Annotated in this window: 16 protein-coding genes and 1 pseudogene; 3 read left to right on the top strand and 14 right to left on the bottom strand. The window is 46.1% G+C overall.

Annotated elements, in window-relative coordinates; all coding sequences use genetic code 11:
- Positions 1-26: 26 nt before the first annotated feature.
- Positions 27-1,115: an acyltransferase family protein gene (locus SC79_RS18020; RefSeq protein ID WP_039076245.1), complete on the bottom strand. Its 1,089-nt coding sequence runs from the start codon at positions 1,113-1,115 to the stop codon at positions 27-29.
- Positions 1,116-1,322: 207 nt separating this feature from the next.
- Positions 1,323-1,955: an esterase EstB gene (gene estB / locus SC79_RS18015; protein ID WP_082022828.1), complete on the bottom strand. Its 633-nt coding sequence runs from the start codon at positions 1,953-1,955 to the stop codon at positions 1,323-1,325.
- A gap of 287 nt (positions 1,956-2,242) precedes the next feature.
- On the opposite strand from estB, the gene SC79_RS18010 reads away from it, so the two are divergent.
- Positions 2,243-2,791 (top strand): PadR family transcriptional regulator, encoded by a 549-nt coding sequence (locus tag SC79_RS18010; protein WP_039076243.1) that lies wholly within the window; start codon positions 2,243-2,245, stop codon positions 2,789-2,791.
- Positions 2,792-2,888: 97 nt separating this feature from the next.
- On the opposite strand, the gene SC79_RS18005 is transcribed toward SC79_RS18010, so the two are convergent.
- From SC79_RS18005 to glvA, 12 genes and pseudogenes are all read right to left on the bottom strand, one after another.
- Positions 2,889-4,046, bottom strand: a complete 1,158-nt coding sequence (locus SC79_RS18005) for an ABC transporter permease (protein WP_039076242.1) — start codon at positions 4,044-4,046, stop codon at positions 2,889-2,891.
- A gap of 13 nt (positions 4,047-4,059) precedes the next feature.
- Complete coding sequence (locus SC79_RS18000) at positions 4,060-5,259, bottom strand: ABC transporter permease (RefSeq protein WP_039076241.1); 1,200 nt, start codon at positions 5,257-5,259, stop codon at positions 4,060-4,062.
- Positions 5,260-5,270: 11 nt separating this feature from the next.
- Positions 5,271-6,205: pseudogene (locus SC79_RS17995) on the bottom strand (ABC transporter ATP-binding protein).
- Positions 6,206-6,348: 143 nt separating this feature from the next.
- Positions 6,349-7,011: a two-component system response regulator LnrK gene (lnrK, locus tag SC79_RS17990; RefSeq protein WP_039076240.1), complete on the bottom strand. Its 663-nt coding sequence runs from the start codon at positions 7,009-7,011 to the stop codon at positions 6,349-6,351.
- Positions 7,008-8,210, bottom strand: a complete 1,203-nt coding sequence (locus SC79_RS17985) for a sensor histidine kinase (RefSeq protein ID WP_039076239.1) — start codon at positions 8,208-8,210, stop codon at positions 7,008-7,010. Before SC79_RS17985 ends, lnrK begins: the two co-directional genes overlap by 4 nt.
- A 118-nt stretch (positions 8,211-8,328) precedes the next feature.
- On the bottom strand, positions 8,329-9,186 hold the full coding sequence (locus tag SC79_RS17980; protein ID WP_039076238.1) for a VOC family protein: 858 nt from the start codon (positions 9,184-9,186) through the stop codon (positions 8,329-8,331).
- Between the two features lie 17 nt (positions 9,187-9,203).
- Complete coding sequence (locus SC79_RS17975; RefSeq protein ID WP_039076237.1) at positions 9,204-9,608, bottom strand: DoxX family protein; 405 nt, start codon at positions 9,606-9,608, stop codon at positions 9,204-9,206.
- Between the two features lie 292 nt (positions 9,609-9,900).
- Positions 9,901-11,715 (bottom strand): ABC transporter ATP-binding protein, encoded by a 1,815-nt coding sequence (locus SC79_RS17970; protein ID WP_039076236.1) that lies wholly within the window; start codon positions 11,713-11,715, stop codon positions 9,901-9,903.
- Complete coding sequence (locus SC79_RS17965) at positions 11,709-13,430, bottom strand: ABC transporter ATP-binding protein (RefSeq protein WP_039076235.1); 1,722 nt, start codon at positions 13,428-13,430, stop codon at positions 11,709-11,711. The genes SC79_RS17970 and SC79_RS17965 overlap by 7 nt, the downstream gene beginning before the upstream one ends.
- Positions 13,431-13,535: 105 nt before the next feature.
- Positions 13,536-15,122, bottom strand: coding sequence for a PTS maltose transporter subunit IIBC (gene malP, locus SC79_RS17960; RefSeq protein WP_039076234.1), 1,587 nt, complete (start codon positions 15,120-15,122; stop codon positions 13,536-13,538).
- A 15-nt stretch (positions 15,123-15,137) separates the two neighbouring features.
- Entirely contained in the window at positions 15,138-15,902 is a 765-nt protein-coding gene (glvR, locus tag SC79_RS17955) for a MurR/RpiR family transcriptional regulator GlvR (protein ID WP_039076233.1), read from the bottom strand.
- A gap of 64 nt (positions 15,903-15,966) precedes the next feature.
- Entirely contained in the window at positions 15,967-17,316 is a 1,350-nt protein-coding gene (gene glvA, locus SC79_RS17950; protein WP_039076232.1) for a maltose-6'-phosphate glucosidase, read from the bottom strand.
- 499 nt (positions 17,317-17,815) lie between these two features.
- Here glvA and SC79_RS17945 point away from each other — a divergent pair, with 499 nt between their 5' ends.
- Together SC79_RS17945 and SC79_RS17940 are read left to right on the top strand one after the other, a co-directional pair.
- Complete coding sequence (locus tag SC79_RS17945; protein ID WP_039076231.1) at positions 17,816-18,076, top strand: hypothetical protein; 261 nt, start codon at positions 17,816-17,818, stop codon at positions 18,074-18,076.
- 32 nt (positions 18,077-18,108) lie between these two features.
- Entirely contained in the window at positions 18,109-18,351 is a 243-nt protein-coding gene (locus tag SC79_RS17940) for a DUF4176 domain-containing protein (protein WP_331386566.1), read from the top strand.
- Positions 18,352-18,463 lie beyond the last annotated feature (112 nt).

Genomic DNA, 18,463 nt, shown 5'->3' with positions numbered 1-18,463 from the left:
AGGAGCCTCTCTCCTGCCGCTTGCTTTCACCCTGCGTGATCACCCACTTCCGCTGTTGCTTTCTTCTGTTTTGGCTGATAGACCTTCCCCACAAATAAGTAACCGTACTTGAATTTATTCAGTGCCCATGAGGTCAGGATCGGGCCGGCTGTACACACGGCAAACAATAGAAGAACAGCCGGTACGGCAGGAATTCCGGGCATATTTGTAAGTAAAACGTAGCCTATGATCATAAAATAGGCATGGAGCAGATAAATCGAAAAGGAATAGTTGCTGATAAACATCATGATTTTTGGCACATGCTTCATTTTCGAAAACAAGTGAAAGCACAGGAAAATCATGCTTGTCGAATACAGCATGATATCAGGCCGTTTCGAGCTGATCATGCCGGTATTCCCGGCATAAGAAACCGTGACAACAAGCGCAGCAGAAGCTAATGCAAATCCGTATATCACCCAGCGGTATTGGTTCAGCAGCGCTAAAAAGCGCTTGTACTCTTTTCCGCAATAGTAGGCAAGACAAAAGTAGAAGAGCCAGCCTGCGAACGGAACCCAGAAGAACGGAAACGACCCGCCTTCTTCAGAAGCAGGAGCCGGGCTGACCGCTGAGAAATAACTTAAATAAACGGCTGTCACCACAAATGAGATGGACAGCACCCATTTCGGCGATGCTTTTTTCAAATACTCGTGAAACATCATGTGCAACATGTAAAATTGAAAGATGACAAGAATGAAGTATCCGATAAAATTTCCTAACAATACGTTCGCCAGATACTTTTGCACTATCGCGAGAAAGGTAACCTCTCCCCCCATCGCACTTGTCATCAACAGGGCATCAATAGCCGCGATAAATAAAAAAGGAACGAAAATCACTTTTCCCCGCTTCTTTAAAAAACCGCCCGGCACCCCGCCAGGATAAGAACGGGCCAGCAAAAATTCAGAGATGAAAATGAAAGCAGGCGTGCTGAACATCAGGAGTGTCCGAAAAGAATCTACGGTGTGAGAAATATTTGTGAGAGCTTCTGCTTGAAGCATCAGGACCATTGAAATGATATGGAGCAGGACGACACTTAAGCACGAAATGCAACGGATCATAAAAATTTCTTTAATTTGCATAACAGCGCTCCTTTTATTTCAAATTTTTAGAAATCGATGGTTGTACCTTAACATGGCCTTTGTATTTGAAAAAGTGCCTAATGTCATAAATGAGAGTATGTATGATTGACTAAGTCACTTTTTGGCAGATTTTACTCAAACAAGATTGCTGTGAGAATCCAAAAAACCTGCTGTAATGGAGACAGCAGGTTTTTTCATATCAAAATATTAATTTGTATTGAGGCCTCCGCCATTCAGCCCTTCTTTGATATAGCCGTTCACTTGGCTATTCGAAAGCAAGCCAATATGGCCGATGCCATAAAGCTGGATGTTTCTCGCTCCCTGTAATCGAGACAAGCTATTCATTACGATTTGATCATTTTGGCTGTAGATAGATGTATAGAGGATTTTTTGATTAGGATCTGTACCAGGCAGCGCTACAGATGACACTAAACCATTAGCCCCTCCAAGTGTTACGACGTTTTGAATCTTGTTGCCCCCACCTAGATATTTAATATAATACAGCGTGTTGGCGCCGCCCATACTATGAGCGACAATATCTACTTTTTTGGCTCCCGTCTCTTTTAAAACCCGGTCAATATATGAAGCAAGCTGCGGGCCATTGTTAAAGTTGTTTCCTGTTTTATCATAAAAATCAATGGCATACAGTTTGTTGCTTTGCCATCCTTGAGAAATTAAGTAGTTTTTAATAGTAAAAAAGTTGTATGAGGCACCGCTTATTCCATGAACAAGAACGACAGGATTATGTACTGATTCAGCTTTTGCGCTTGACGGCGGTGCGGCTAGAACAGATAGAATCAGCGATAAACAGATAGTGGATGCAATAAGTATTTTTTTCACGTTCATTCCCCCTTAAAATGTTTGTACCATCAATTTCCTATTATACATAAAAAATCTATATTGTTAATACTTTTTTCAGAAAAGTCAATTAAAAAAGGATTGCTATGTTTAAGGGGGCCAATATGATATTTTCTGAACACAAGACCTATCTGCCATCTTTATTTAACAAGCTGACCGGGTTGTGTTCCCTTCCTCCCTTTTCTATAATAAGGGGAATAGGCAGTTAGGATCACAGTTGAGCACTGGCTCATCTTTCTTGTGAAACAGCCATAGACACGGAGGATAGCATGAGAGTATTGAAATACGCCATATTAGGGCTTTTGCGGAAAGGCGAATTGAGCGGATATGATATTACAAGTTATTTTAAAGAGGAGCTCGGCCAATTTTGGAGCGCCAAGCACAGCCAGATTTATCCTGAGCTTAAAAAGCTCACGGATGAAGGATTTATCACGTTCCGCACAACGATTCAAGGCACGAAGCTGGAGAAAAAGATGTACACCCTGACAGACAGCGGAAAGCAGGAGCTGCATGAGTGGCTGATCCGCCATCACCCGATACCGGAGACGGTGAAAGATGAATTTATGCTGAAGGCTTATTTCATTTCTTCCCTGTCGCGGCAGGAGGCTTCTGATTTGTTCACAGACCAGCTGCGAAAACGCAAAGCCAAGCTGTCTGATCTGCGGGGAAGCTATGAAAAGCTTATGGCTTCAGCGGAACCTATATCGTTTCATTCACCGGACTTCGGACACTATCTCGTGCTGACGAAAGCGCTGGACCGGGAGAAAAACTACGTTTCTTGGCTGGAGTCGATTTTAGCGATGATAGATGAGGAGTAGCGGGAGCAGCCTTCGGACCGGACGCGTATGTAGCCTGCTTTCCTTCATAGGGTTTAACGATATGCAAAAAGCATCTGCCTCGGGGACAGATGCTTTTTTAAGGTCGGAGCGCTTTCAGCCCCGCCGCAAAGGTAATGGCCGCAAAAGCAAGCAAGATGCCGCAAATCCCGAGAATATCTGTGACGTGCGCACCGTTAGCGAGAATCTCAGTCAGCCCGCTCATCGCCCACTTTTGCGGAAGAAATTCAGCGATGGACTGCATAAATGTCGGCTCAATGTCTATCGGCCAATACATTCCGCTTACCATACACGTTGCGATGACGAACAAGTTGCCGAACGCAAGCTGCTGTTCCGGCGTTCTGACATTGGCCGCAATGGCCAACCCGATGCCGACAACGGTCAGCAGGAAAAGTGATACTAACACAATAACCGCAGCCGGATTGCCCCAGCTGATGCCAAACAGCCAATGGGTAGCGAGAAGCAAGATGCCGAATTGAATCCACCCAATCACAAAGAAGGACAGCACATATCCTGCACCGATTTCCGCCCGGCTGACAGAGGCTGTTAGCAATCTGGACCAGACCCCGTTTTTTCTTGCCTCTAAAATGGTTCCCGCCGCCCCCATCATGGTCAGCATGACAAACAAAATAGAAAAACCTGCTGCTCTGGAGGCTGTGTCACTTGCGCCAGCCCCTTCTTTTTTATCGCTGAGCGTCTTTCGTTTGACAGCTGGTGCCGCATCTTCATGCTCTTTGGCGATAACTGTTTTATAGGCCGCCTTCCAGCTCTCCCCCGCTGCCTGAGCTGACGTTTTCGCCGCGGCAACCTGAATATTGAGTTTTGCCAATGTGCTTTCCGCATATTGTTTGGCCATTGGCGCTTCCGACAGTTCCGGGCCGTGGCGGAAGACCAGCTCAGGATGTTTTCCTTTTTCCAACTGTGTCTGGAACGATTGGGAAATGGTGATAATCCCGGCAATCTTCTTTTGTTTCAGCTTTTCTGACGCTTTGCTTTCAGACATGGTTTCAAATGTATACATATCATCGTGTGTCTTCAGCAGCCGAACATAATGCTGCGAAAGAATCGTGTCGTCCTGATCAACGATCGCAAGCCGCAGCTTGTCATCACTGCTGCCAAGCATCCCTCCAAAAACAAAGGTCAGCAAAAGCGGGGCAGCGAACATCATCAAATAGTTCTGCCGCTTCTTGAAAACGAGAGAAAGCTCAATTCCGCAAATGGCTAAGATTTTTTTCACTTGGTGTACCTCCTTATCTTGTATGAAGCCGTCTGATGCCAAGCATGAGTGAACAAAAGCCGATCACTGCAAAAAGAAGCACAGGCTTTTGAAGGTCAGCCCAGCCTCCTCCTTCCATTAAAGAAAGAAAGCCGTCAAGCGCCCATCGATTCGGCACCGCTTTGGATACAGACTGCAAGAAGTCCGGAAATTGGTACAGCGGCAGCATGGACCCGCCAAGAACCGCAAGCAATTGAATGCCGAAGCCGCCGATCACATCCGCCGATTTCATATCGCTGATACATGACGCAAGTAATATTGAAACGCCGGATACAGCGGCAGCGTATGAAAGCCCGAGTACACTGACAAACAGCAAATTGCCTCCCCAATCTACTCCAAATACTTTGATCGTGACAATCAGGAATATCAAAAATTGTATAATGGCAAACAAATAGGTTCCGAGCCATTTCCCGAAGAGAATGACAGATTTTTGCGCAGGCGTCATCAGCATTCTGGCAAGCGTTTCCGTCTCTTTTTCCTGTAAAAAGGATTTCGCTCCGACTGTCATATGAAACAGCATAAACATGCAAAGCATGGCCGCCGAATAGTACTGAAAACTGGTAACGGCCTTGCTGCCGACGGATTGTTCTTTCATAGTCAACTTATTACCCGTTTCTTTTTCAAGCACCTTGACCAGGTTGTCTGCAAAGTGTGAGGGATCAAGCTTTCCTTGTTTAACAGCTGATGTTTTGCTGACGTAGTCCATTGAAGCTGACGCAGCTTCTTTTACCGTTTTATATTGGTCTATGAACGACGCGGCGGCTGTTTCGATGATGGAACTTTTTAATGTTTGATCAGGAGCAGCATAAACGAAAGCTGATGTTTTGCCGGCTTCCCAATGTTTCGGGATGACGATGCCGACATCGATTTTCTTTTCTTCAAGCAGTTTCTTCAGCTCGTCTTCGCTGCCAGCTTGTGTGACCTTTAGCGACTTCATTTTTTTGAGCACATCTGTTTGAAACATATTCGCTGCATCTGACTGGTCTGACTGGTCTGACTGGACATAGCCGACTTTGATGCCGTCAATCTGGCTGCCTCCGTCAACAACCGATCCGAGCGCCGCCCCTAAAATACAGGTTAGGATCAGCGGCATTAAGATCAGCATCATAAACCCTTTTTTGTCCGTGATTCTGATTTTGACATCTTTCCATGCGATCCACATGCTTTTTTTCATAGCCGTTCCTCCTAATCCCGCAACGTGCGGCCGGTCAGATTCAGAAACAGGCGCTCCAGGTTTGGTTCCTGCACTTGCAGAGACAGCAGGTTGATATGATGGGCAGCGGCCTCCGCAAGCAGTCCGGTGACGACGTTCTCATGGTGTGCCGCGGAAATTTCAATTCTGAGCCCTGACTCATGTACGGTCACATCATTTACATGGGCCAGTGAACGGATCGCAAAAAGAAATGCTTCATCGATTGCATTGACAGTGAGCTGGATAATGGTATCGCCGCCAAGGCGGCTGCATAAATCGGTTTTTGTGCCGATCGCAATCATTTCTCCCTGATCAATAATGCCGATCCGGTCGCATAAATACTCGACCTCTTCCATGTAATGGCTCGTATAGATCACCGTCATGCCCGTTTCATTGAGCTGTTTCACCGTTTCTAAAATATGATTCCTCGATTGAGGGTCGATGCCGACAGTCGGTTCATCCATGATCAGCAGCTCAGGCTTGTGCATTAAGGCGGCACCGATATTGATTCTTCGCTTCATTCCGCCTGAGAACGTTTCAATTTTATCCTTGGCCCGCTCAGTCAGGCCGACATATTCAAGGACCTCTGCCGATCTTTTTTTGGCCTCGCCGTGCATAAGTCCGTACATTTTCCCCCAAAACATAAGATTTTCATGGGCCGTCAGCGTCGGATATAAAGCAATTTCCTGCGGGACAACGCCGATTTTTTGTTTCGCTTTGGCGGTTTGTTTGCCGATCATATAGCCGCCCACTGTGATATTCCCGCTGTCATGCGGCACGAGGCCGGAAAGCATCGAGATGGTTGTGGACTTTCCCGCACCGTTCGGCCCGAGCAGTCCGAACGACTCCCCTTTTTGGAGGGAAAAAGAGATGCCTTTCACGATTGTTTTTTTCCATATGCCTTTTTGATGTTTTCTGCTTGCAGCACGTCGTTTCACTCCTTTTGTAATCCCATTGCCATTGTAGAAAAAAGAAAGGCGTGCGGCATGTAGCGGCAGATAGAATGTAAGGCATGAAAAAAAGGCCTTTAACAGGCCTTTTCAAAGAAACGCATATGCTGAATGTCATATGTCAAAAGTCAGACACACCATGTCTGACCGAATAGATAGCGGCTTGGGTTCTGTCTCTGACAGACAGCTTGCTGATAATGTTTGACACATGATTTTTCACTGTGCCTTCTGTAATGTACAGTTTTTCGGCAATTTCTTTGTTATTCAGCCCATACCCCAGCTCAGCCAGCACTTCCAATTCACGCTCGGTCAGGTCGAGCAGCTCCTTAGGTTTATCTGTCTCGTTTATCCCTTTCAGCTGTTTTTCGCGCTTCCATTCATTCAGCATCTGTGCAGTCAGTTCCGGAGGGAGCACCATTCCGCCAGATTGAACTGTCATCACCGCTTTTACAATCGTGTCGGCTGACATATCCTTCAGCAGGTATCCGCTCGCCCCTTCTTCAAGCGCTTCTGCAATCAGCTCTGAATCCTTGAAGGTCGTCAGCATCAAAACCTTGACACCAGGCAAAGAACTTGTAATCAATTTTGCCCCCTCAACTCCGTTGGAGACCGGCATTCGGATGTCCATTAACACGATATCCGGCTCAAGTTCTTTCGCCTTTTCGAAGGCTTCCTGCCCATTTCGCGCTGTTGCGATCACATCAAGCTCTTCCCTGAGCTGCAGCAGTGATGCCAGCCCTTCTCTGACGATATCCTGATCGTCGGTAATGATGATCTTAATCATGAAAAACTCTCCTTTTGCTGTGCGGGCCCGAAGCTCCATTTTTTATTAGCCAGTGAAAATTCGGAGATTACAGTAAACCCCTGATTTTGTTCGCTCTCAAAACGGATAGTTCCGCCATGCTCCGCTGCCCGCTTTTTCATGTTCAATAGGCCAAAGCCGAGTGCCGTCTCGGGATTTCCTTTTCCGTCATCCTTAATGACAAGGCTGATGTTGTCCGTTGTGCAGGCAAGCTGTATCGAACAAGCTGTGGCGCCCCCGTGCCGTTTGGCATTGGTCAGTGCTTCCTGCACTGTTCTGACCAATGTCGGATGAAGAGATAGCGGGATCAGCGCAGGATCGCCGCTGACCGCAAATTCGGTTGTAACTCCCGCATTTTTGTAAAAGTCTTCGGTCAGCTGTTTCAACGAATCGATGACCGAAGGAGCATTTTCCGTTTGCAGAGTGCGCACTGATAAACGGACGTCATCAAGCGCTTCACGAGCAAGTGTTTCACAAACACTAACTGTCTCCTCCGCTTTGTGGCCGTCTCTTTTTTGCCATTCGCGCAGAAGCTGCAGCTGGACGAGAAGCGCCGTCATTTTGTGTCCCACTGTATCATGGATGTCCCTTGCCATTCTGTTCCGTTCATGAATGGCCGTCAGTTCTTCAACCTGCTTCGCATATAAATGCAGCTCCTGGTGCACGGCAGACAGCGCCAAGTGGGATTCCGTCAATTCCTGAACCTGCTGTTTCGCCGTATCTTGCGCATCCAACAGCTTGCGGATTAATTTGCCGACGACTCCGCAGAAGACGACAAATGTCATGCTAATGCAATGATCCATAACATACTCATCGCCGAACTTATGATATGTACGAATGAGCACAATCAGCCACATCATAAAACAAAGACATAGAACAGACCATACTGTTTTTCGATCAAATCCTTTCATAAAAAAGGTAACAGCAACTGGACTTAGCAATGTGATATATAAGCCTGTACCCGGAAACATGAAACCGAACGAGAAACCCACTGTAATATCAATCAAACAAAACAAGATGGCATATTTCTCTGTTCTTAACAAGAGATGGTTTGATAAAAAGATGGCAGCACTTACAGCTATGAACAAATACTCATACCAACGGTCATCCTTAACATGAAAAAAGTAAACCGAACAGCTTACCATTAAAGTGAAAATCCTAGTAAATATAAGAGCCTTCACGCTCATCACTCCCGTTACCCAATTCCCTTCTTATCATACCTGCCACAGGTCATTTTTGACAGGAGTTTCTGGAAATTAAAAAATCCCCCTGCCGTTTTTTCGGCAAAGGGGATTACAGTCAAATCACAAATACAATATGGGCCCCGGAAACAGGATCTTTTACCCGGAAACTGTTTTCTGTTTCTTCGATCGAATACCCGGCACGTTTCACTCGATCTGCCACTCGGCCCAGTTCCTCTTGATGAGGCAGAACAACCTTGTACTCATCTAGTCCGCTGGCATTTGTCGGTTTAGGCGGTGCGTTTTTTCCCGCCCAAATGTTTAAACCGATATGATGATGATATCCTCCGGCTGAAACGAAGAGCGCGGACATGCCCGTATAGTTTCCGACAATGTCAAAGCCCAGTACATCTGTATAAAACGTTTTGGCTTCGTTCAAATCACTGACATGCAGATGAATGTGTCCGATGGTGGTACCATTTGGAAGTATTGTTTTCCGCTCATCTCCGGCCTCTTCCAAAAGACCTTCGATGTCAACAGCGGTTGTCGTCATGACGTAGTTTCCTTCACGATCACGCTGCCACGTGCTGCGGGGGCGGTCAGCGTATATTTCAATGCCATTTCCATCAGGATCAGACAGATAGAGTGCTTCGCTGACCGCATGATCCCCGTGGCCGATGGCAATGCCGTGTTCAATCAGGCGGGCAAGCGCCATACCAAGCTCCTTCCGGTTCGGAAGAAGAATCGCAAAGTGATAAAGACCCGCTACAGACCGTTCAGGCAAGACAACAGCGCTCGGATTTTCTTCAAGAATAAGCAGGGCGCGTTTTCCATCAGCCGTTAATTGAGCTTGGCGGTCCGTCTTTTGTAAGACTTGAAAACCGATGACGTCACGGTAAAACGCAAGAGACCGCTCCAGACTGCGGATTGTGAGTTTGACATCTCCAATATGTGTGTCTTCATGAATGCTGGTCATGCTGTACGCCTCTTTTCTTATGCTGATATGTTTTCGCTCTTTTTTCCTTTAAACACAAATGGGTCCAGCGCCAAGAAACGGCTTCCTGATAGCGTAAGGTGGATGGATGTAAAAAGCAGAAGGTAATCAAATTCTGCATTCCCCATGAAAGGCGCTTTCAGCTTGACTGTAATAATGGCTCCGATCATTGTGAGGGCAAACAGGACGCCGACAATACGTGTAGCCAATCCGAAGAAGACAAGCACGCCGCCAACGAGTTCAATCGTTGCGATGACATACGCCATAAAGCTTGGCAGGCCTAGGCTTCCGAAAAATTGGATGGTGCCTTCCATTCCCTGAAACTTTGATAAACCGTGAACAAAAAAGATAATACCTGTCATAACTCTTAAAAGTAATGTGCCGATTTCAAATGATTTATTCATGTTATCCTCCTTGATAAATGTTATCACTTACTTAATGTAAGCTAGTATATATACATAACTTATTTACGTCAAGTAATTTTGTTACATTTTACGAAAATGAAATAAAATTACTATAAAACTGTAACAAAAAAGACCTTTGTGCAAGACAAAGGCCTCAGCGTGTCGACAAACCCTCGCATTCGTTGTCAGTCCTGCGCGTCGGTGCTCACGAATTCCAACATTCGCTGTGCTCCGATGCTCGTCCTTCCTAGACTTCAAAGGTTTTCAATCACGCTGAATAGATGACAAAGGTCTATTTCTCAAATTGGCTTTCATATAAGTCTCTGTAAAATCCTTTTTGCCGGACCAGCTCGTCATGGCTGCCTTTTTCAATCATTTCGCCGTCTTTCAGTACCACAATCTGGTCCGCTCTTTGAATGGTGTTCAGCCTGTGGGCGATGATGACGCTTGTTCTCCCCTCCATTAAACGGGCGAGCGCTTCTTGAATGTTGACTTCTGTTACGGTATCAATGTTGCTTGTTGCTTCATCCAAAATAAGAAGAACCGGATCGGCAAGCACCGCCCTCGCGATGGAAAGCAATTGTTTCTGTCCTTGGCTAATGCCTGATCCATCTTGCGTCAGCACAGTATTATACCCTTTTGGCAGCCTTTCAATAAAACTGTGGGCATTCGCTGTTTTTGCAGCGGCTTCGACTTCCTGATCAGATGCATCGAGCCTGCCGTAGCGGATATTTTCTCTGATCGTTCCCTGAAACAAGAACGAATCCTGAAGGACAAACCCCATGTTTTTCCTTAGGCTTGCGCGAGTAACGGTTTTAATATCTGTACCGTCGATTAAAATCGTTCCCTCTTTAGGTTCGTAAAAACGCGCAAGCAGGTTGGTGACGGTGGTTTTCCCCGCTCCCGTCGGCCCGACAAACGCGATGGACTGCCCGGCAGGCACGGTAAACTGCAAATGCTTCAATGTCTGCTGCCCCTCATCGTAACCGAAGGACACATTCCGGAATTCAATACTGCCGGTTTGAATCGGCTGATGTACGGCATTCCTTTCATCCTCGCGCTCCTCTTTTTCATCAAGCACGTCAAACACCCGTTCAGCGCCAGCAATCGCGGACAGCATCGTATTAAACTGGTTGGCCAAATCGTTTAAAGGGCGTGTAAATTGCCTTGAATACTCAGCAAAAACGACAATAGTGCCGATCGAGATCCAGCCTTTCAGCGCGAACAAACCGCCGATTGCCGCAATCAACGTAAAGCTTAAGTTATTCAAAGAGTTCATGACTTTCGGGATAAACCCGGAAATCGTCTGTGCCCAGAAGCCCGAGGTCTTGAGCGCAGCGTTTTTTTTGAGAAACTCTGCAGTCATCTGCTTTTCTCGCGAATAAGCTTTGATGACCTTTGCACCCGAAACAGACTCCTCAATATATCCATTCAGCTCACCAAGGTTTTTCTGCTGTTCTTTAAACAGCTTTCCCGTCCTGTTGGTGATCCATTTCAGGCTCGCTGCCATCACCGGAATGATGGTCAGGGTAATCACTGTAAGAAGCGGACTCATGTACAGCATGACTGCAACCGTTCCAACAAAGGTGATGACACTTGACAATATTTGAATGACCGACGTGTTTAAGGTCGAGCTGACATTTTCGATGTCATTTGTCACCCGGCTCATCAGCTCGCCGTGCCGCTGTTTATCAAAAAACGGAATTGGCAGCTCGTGCAGATGGGTGAACAGCTCGCTTCTCATTCTGAACACAGTGCCTTGCGAAATCGTAATCATCCAATAGTTTTGAAACCAGAGCGACAAAGACTGAATCACGTAAATGGAGAGCAAAAGAAGCAAAACGGGTGTCAAGCCGCTGACTGTTTTTCCAACGATAAAATGGTCGATGGCCTTTCCGATCACAAAGGGGCCAAGGAGCCCAAATATGGCGCTGATGACAACCATCAGCATGACAAGGATGAGCAGTCCTTTTCGTTCAGCCAAGTAAGACCAGATTCGCTTCAGTGTGCCTTTTGCATCCTTTGCTTTCGCCCGTTTTTTCGCATTTTCATTTTTATCGATTGGCAGTTTAGGATATTGGAAAGGTTTGCGGATGTCTTTTAGCATGACTCGCTTCCCTCCCTTCCGAATTGCGATTCGTAAATGCGCTTGTATAAGTGCGATTCAGAAAGCAGCTCACTGTGTGTGCCTTTTTCAATCAGCTCGCCATCCTCAAGCAGCAAAATCTGATCAGCTTTCATCGCCGTGGTCATTTTTTGCGTAATAATCAACGTTGTGCACTCATATGTGCTGACCGCCTCAAGCAGCTTCGCCTCCGTTTGCAGGTCTAGTGCGCTTGTGCTGTCATCTAAGAGGAGAATGGCCGGCTTTCGGATCAGCGCCCGCGCAATGGAAATCCGCTGCTTCTGGCCGCCGGACAGGTTGACGCCTCTTTGTCCCAATACCGTGTCATATCCATTTGGAAGCTTCATAATCGTTTCATGAATTTGCGCATGTTTGGCCGCTTCCATTATTTCATCAAGTGAAGCATTTTCTTTGCCCCAAGCGATGTTTTCTTTGATTGTGCCGGAAAACAGGAGCACTTCCTGCGGTACATAGCCAATTTGCTTGCGAAGCCCCTCGGCCGGAACATCACGAATCGGCTTTTCATCTATGTAAATCCGGCCTGAATCCGGCTGATAAAGCCGGGGAATGAGCTGGAAGAGCGTGGACTTGCCCGATCCCGTCGCTCCGAGAATCGCGATTCTTTCCCTTGGATTTACGGAAAATGAGACATCTCGCAGTGCTTCTCTATCCATGTCAGGATAACGAAAGGATACATGCTGAAACGCAATCCGTCCCGACAAACGTTCAGATATGACGCCTTCCTCCCGCTCATCACCTTCCGTTTCAAGCACTTCGCCGATCCTATCCCCTGAAGCCTTCGCCCGGGTGAAAATCATAATCAAAAACGGAAACATCGAAAGCGCGCCCGTCATTCGTGTTGCGTAGTTAATAATCGCAACAACATCGCCGACCTGAGTGTTGCCGCTTGTGATACTGGAGGCCCCCGCCCACAAAATCAACAGGATGCAGAGGTTCATCAAAAGCATCAGCACAGGCATCGTGAATTCCACAAGCTGAAAGGCTGAAACCGTTTTTTCCATCAGCCTCGTGTTGGCTTTGATAAATCGTTTGACCTCGTGGCTGCCGCGAAGCAGCGCTTTGATCAGCTTCATCGCGGTTAGGTTTTCCTGCATGACGGTGTTCACCTGATCCAGCCGTTTCTGCACGGAGCGGAACAGCGCCCCGCCCTTCTTTAATACCCAAAGCAAAAACAAGATCAGGATCGGGATCGTCACAAGCAGAAAAAAGCCGAGCTTCACATTAACGGCGAGTGACAGCACAATGCCGCCCGCAATCATTAACGGAGCCCGCAGCATAAACCGCAAACCCATAAAAATCATATTTTGAACCTGTGTGACGTCGTTTGTCAGTCTTGTGATATACGAAGAGGACGAAAACTGTCCAAATGTAGAATAGGAGAAGGACTGGATTTTTTGAAAAAGCCCTTTTCTCGTATCATAGGAAAAGCTTTGGCTGACATGGGCGGCATAAAAGGAATTCAGCATTCCCGCCGCAAATGATAACGCGGTCAGTCCAATCATGACCGCGCCCCATGTCCACACATGACGGAGATCTTGCTTCAAAATCCCATCGTCGATGATTTTTGCGATCAATAAAGGCTGCATCAGTTCAACCGCAAGCTCCGTCAGCATGAGAGCCAGAGCAATTCCCACCAGCAATGAGTGTGGTTTTAAAAACGATAAAGCCTTTTGCATGTGAAAGCCCCCAAACCCCTTTTTACTCGATGATCTCTTTCTTTACTTTACTATGATGGCCTTTTTGGCGGCAAACGAAAACCCTCCCGAACAGGAGGGCTGGCTTTATTGATTCAATATTTTTTCCACACGCTCCCGCATTTGCGGAACGCTCAATCCGACAATCACTTGAAAGGCTTTCCCGTTCCTGACGACACCGTGAGCGCCCAGCGCGCGGAAGACGCTGTCGGGTTCAACCTTTGTTTCATCCTTGACGCTGACTCTGAGGCGGGTGGCGCAGTTTGTGACTTCTGTGATGTTGTCTTTTCCGCCCAGTGCTTCAATATACAAAACGGCGGTGTCAGCTGCCGTTTCAGCAGCGGCGGCTGTTTCGTCCCTTTTGTTTTTTCTGTCTTTGTATTCTTGTTTCGAATACAGCTTTGTTTCCTGCTGGTCATCCTTTTCCCTTCCTGGTGTGGCGATATTGAATTTGAGAATTAAAAACCGGAAGACGAAAAAATAAATAGCTGTAAAAGAGAGACCGATCACAATTTGATACACATACGTCATACCGTGGCTGCCAAAGAGCGGTATCCAGTTCAAGGTGGCCGCTTCAATCAGCCCGCCTCCCATGTTTCCGACGACACCCGCCAAATACATAACCGTTGACATTGATGCGGCAAGCACGGCGTGAACCGCAAATAAGAAAGGAGAGATGAAAAGAAAAGTGAACTCAATCGGTTCTGTAATACCGGCGACAATCGCCGTCAGCGTGACAGGAATCAGCAGTCCTGCGACGAGTTTTTTCTTTTCCTTGCTGGCTGTGGCATAAAACGCCAGAGCGATCCCCGGAATGCCGAAGATTTTCGAGTTGCCGTGGAGCGCGAAGCCGCCTTGCGGGAAGAGCTCCTTCAGCGGTTTGGCGCTTTGCGAATATTCGCCGAGATGCTGCGCCCAATACGTGACGATGCCGCCTTCCGCTACAGCAGGCCCATAAATAAACGGGGTGTAAATAAAATGATGAAGACCCGTCGGGATCAAAATCCGTTCCAAAAACGTGTAAATCCAAACGCCCACCGCTCCGGAAGCGACCAGGAAGCTTTGCATCGAGGCTATTCCCGATTGAACCATCGGCCAAATATAAGATACGGCCAAGGCGATCGGGATCATAATGAAGAAGGAAATCATCACGATATACGTTGAGCCTTGAAAGATGCCGAGAAAATCGGGCAGTTTTTTATCAAAATAGCGGTTATGCAAAAAGACGACAATCGAGGAAATAAAGATGGCTCCGATAATGTTGGTATCAAGCGTTTTGATACCTGCGATCATCGTTAACCCGCTCGTTCCGCCGGCTTCTTGGTTCATATCGACGCCAAATGCGCCTCCCCATACCGTCAAGATCGAGCTGACAAAGTAATTGAACGTCAAGTAAACCGTAAGCGCTTCCAAACAAGCGCGTGCCTGAGCTTTTTTAGCCAAAGCAACCGGTATGCCGATAGCGAATAAAAGCGGCATTTGATTAAATACTGTCCAGCCGCCCTGCTCAATGATATACCAGCACTGATACCACAACCCGTCAGGATTTGCGAGCGGGCCCATGAGGGTTTTATTTTTAAAGAGCGTGCTGACACCGACGATAATGCCGGCGAACGCGAACAATAGAACAGGCACAAACATCGCGCTTCCAAAGCGCTGAATTTTTTGCATCATACCAGAAACCCCCTTTTACTCAAAGTCATTTTTTTCTGCCTCTTTGTAATCAACATATGCGCGGAACAATGCTTCGCCAACGAGAAAAAACGGTGCAAAAGCGACAATTTCCGTTTTATCGCTTAATGTCACAGGTTTGCTTGTCGCATAAAGGTTGTGCGGCGTCAGCTGGGCGAGGACATTGTTTTTTAAATTTGTAATGGAAATAAAGGGAATCCCCTTTGCAGAAAGCGTTCTTGCCTGAGGAATCAGCTCCGGCGTTTCTCCGGAAAGAGAAATGATGATAAACAGATCGTTTACTTTAAAATCATCGCGCATCAGATGAAATTCATTTCTGTCTTCAATCAAAATGAGATACCGATGGCGCGGAATAAACATTCTTTGCAGATCGCGGGCGCATATTTTTTGCGCATTTCCCGATCCGTACACGAAAATGCGGTCAGCTTCATCAATCAGCTGGCACATGTCCGTCATGTCCTTTGTCCTTAAGAACTTCAAATTTGCCTCCATATCGTCAAGCAGCTTTTGAAAACTCATACTCTCGCCTTCTTCCGGCTGATCTTCCCACTTTAAAAAGACGCGAAATTCACTGTAGCCGCTGAAACCGAGCTTTTGGGCAAGCCGCAAAATCGAGGAGCGCGATACGCTGCAAGCTTTTGCCAGCGCGTCGATTCCAAGGTGATAGCACGTGTGCTTATGATTCAATATATATTTCAAAATATGAAAATCGTTGTCATTTAATTTACTGTAGTGCTGATTAATCAGTTCTTCGAGCTTCATATCAGATCCCCCCATTTTCTTTCTATTATATACAATTACAAATTTGAAAATGGGGGAATTTCAGTTATGAAATGCGGGTTGGGCTTTGATCAAGCTCTGGCCAATAGTCTTGATTGGCCTCTATTAAATCCTCAAGAATGAGCCTTGCCACACGCGCGTTCGGCACTGTTTTTGACAGGATCAGCGCCTGCCACAGCTTTTGGAACGATTTCTCCGCCCACGCTTCAACCGTCAGTTTCTCTACGGATACCTGCTGTTCCATCAGCCCTTTTTGGAATTGCGGAATGGTGCCGACGGTGACCGGTTCAGGCCCATTAGAGCCGACGATACAAGGCACCTCGACCATCGCAGTCGGGTCAAAGTTCGCAATCGCGCCGTTGTTTTCAACGATCAACAGCATTCTTTCACCCGTGTTGTAGGCAATTGCCCGAGCCAGATCAACGATATATGATGCGTGATCATCAATTTTGATTTCGCTGTTTTGAGATGACTGCTCGCGTGTGATCATGTCACATTGGCTGAAAATAAAGGCTTCGCGCCCTTCCATCACTTCGTTTGCCCGCGTGTGATTCGGATTTGATTTTTTCACCATATCATCCGGGAACAAATAATATTGCAAATACGTATTCGGCAGTGTGTCCGGGTCTGCTGCCTGCACATCACGCGCTTTGGCGAACGTGTCATTCCAGCTCGCCTCCACAGCTTCAGCCTCCGTTTTCGGAATGTACCCGTATTGAGATACATGCTCCTTCAGCTTCGGCATTAAATCGTTGCCCTCTTGATCTTGAATCGATGTCCACCAGCCGAAATGATTTAATCCGTAATAACGGACCTTCATTTCTTTTCTTGAGGACAGTCCGAGAATATGCGCCATTCGGTCTTCAATGCCAACCGGCATATCGCAGATGTTCAGGATTTTCGAATTCGGTCTAAGGCGTCTCGTTGCTTCGGCTACGATTGCCGCCGGGTTGGAGTAATTGAGCATCCACGCATCAGGCGAATAGGTTTCCATGTAATCTACTATTTCAAGCACACCGCCGATCGAACGCATACCGTACGCGATACCGCCCGGCCCGCACGTCTCCTGGCCGACAACTCCGTACTTTAACGGAATTTGCTCATCGAGAGCGCGCATCGCATATTTCCCTACCCTGATGTGCGCCATGACAAAATCGACATCTGTAAAGGCTTCTTCCGGGTCAGTCGTCGCTGTAAATTCTATATCCGGCGCCTTTTCTCTAATAAATACATCACAGGCGCCTGCAATGCGATCCTGTCTCTCTTTATCATTATCATACAGCTTCAGCTTTCTGATCGGAAACTCCTCCAAATGGTCCAAGAGCATCAGAACAATCCCGGGAGTAAATGTGCTCCCTCCGCCCGCTATGACAATTGAGAATGATTTTTTCTTCATATGACGACCTCCTTGATAACGTTTACAATTTCATTTATACCATGGGAGAGCCCGTCCCGTAACACGTTTGGCGCACTTAGGTCATTTGATCAATTTTAGTGTTTTTTCCCATAGAGCGGGAAATTTCTCGAGTTGCTGTGAATCCCACGAAATAGATAAAAACAACTTTTGCAAGAGACCTATCAGCAATTTACATGTCTTTAAAATTAATCGCCAATATAACGCAGTGCAGCAGAAGCTACATGCAAATTTTGATCATCAAAAACCCCCAGCCTTATTTAATGTTAAATTGGTCATGGTGAAACAAAAGCTGCCATTGAAAACTATTCTGCAGGTATTGGTTTGGGATTGAATATGATCCTTATTTTGGAGTAACTGCATCTATTGGCGGCGTCGGAGCAGGGGTGAAAACAGGTCTTGAAAATGAGTTTTATGCTGCAGAAGGTATTGGTTTAGGTATAAAATTCGGAGCAGTAAAAGATGACTAGGAGGTATTTAAATGAGTGAAAAAAATGGGTTTTTGCCCAAAAAAATTAATGAAGCACTATTAATAGGTTCTATTTTTCCAATCCCTTTCGGTATCTTCAGTTTGTTCATGCTATATTGGTTATTTGATAGTGAAACCCCTCAGGAAGTGGTATATTTAATGGCTTTTATTATATCAGTATTTACTTTTCTTATACCTCTATGCTTACATATTTTCAGAAAAAAATTCTGGTTAAAAAAACATCCATACCTGCTCAAGAAAAAAAGTAACTAATATAGAAAGAGTGATGAATTAATGTCTATACATTGCTGCCTATCGGTAGTGTGGTGAAAATTATTAACGTAAGAAAAATTGTAATGATTTATGGGAGAGATCAGCTTCAAACATCATCACAAAAAAAGTACGATTATGTTTCAGTTCCTTACCCAGAAGGTAATATCAATGAAAATTATAATTTGTTCTTCAATCACGATATGATAGAAGAAGTTCTTTTTGAGGGATATCAAACACAAGAAGAAAATGCTTTACAAGAAGCTTTTAAAGGCTGATAAAAATGGAGTGCTTAGTAGTACAATTTTGGAAAAAGTATAAAAAACCATTCATTTTACTATATTATCTCTTTTTCATGATCTCTATGACATTCATTACTTTTATGCTTCC

This window comes from Bacillus sp. MSP13, assembly GCF_000815295.1.
GTDB classification, from domain to species: Bacteria; Bacillota; Bacilli; order Bacillales; family Bacillaceae; genus Bacillus; species Bacillus vallismortis.
The sequence above is the reverse complement of the archived record's forward strand: the minus strand, read 5'-3'. Positions and strand labels throughout refer to the sequence as shown.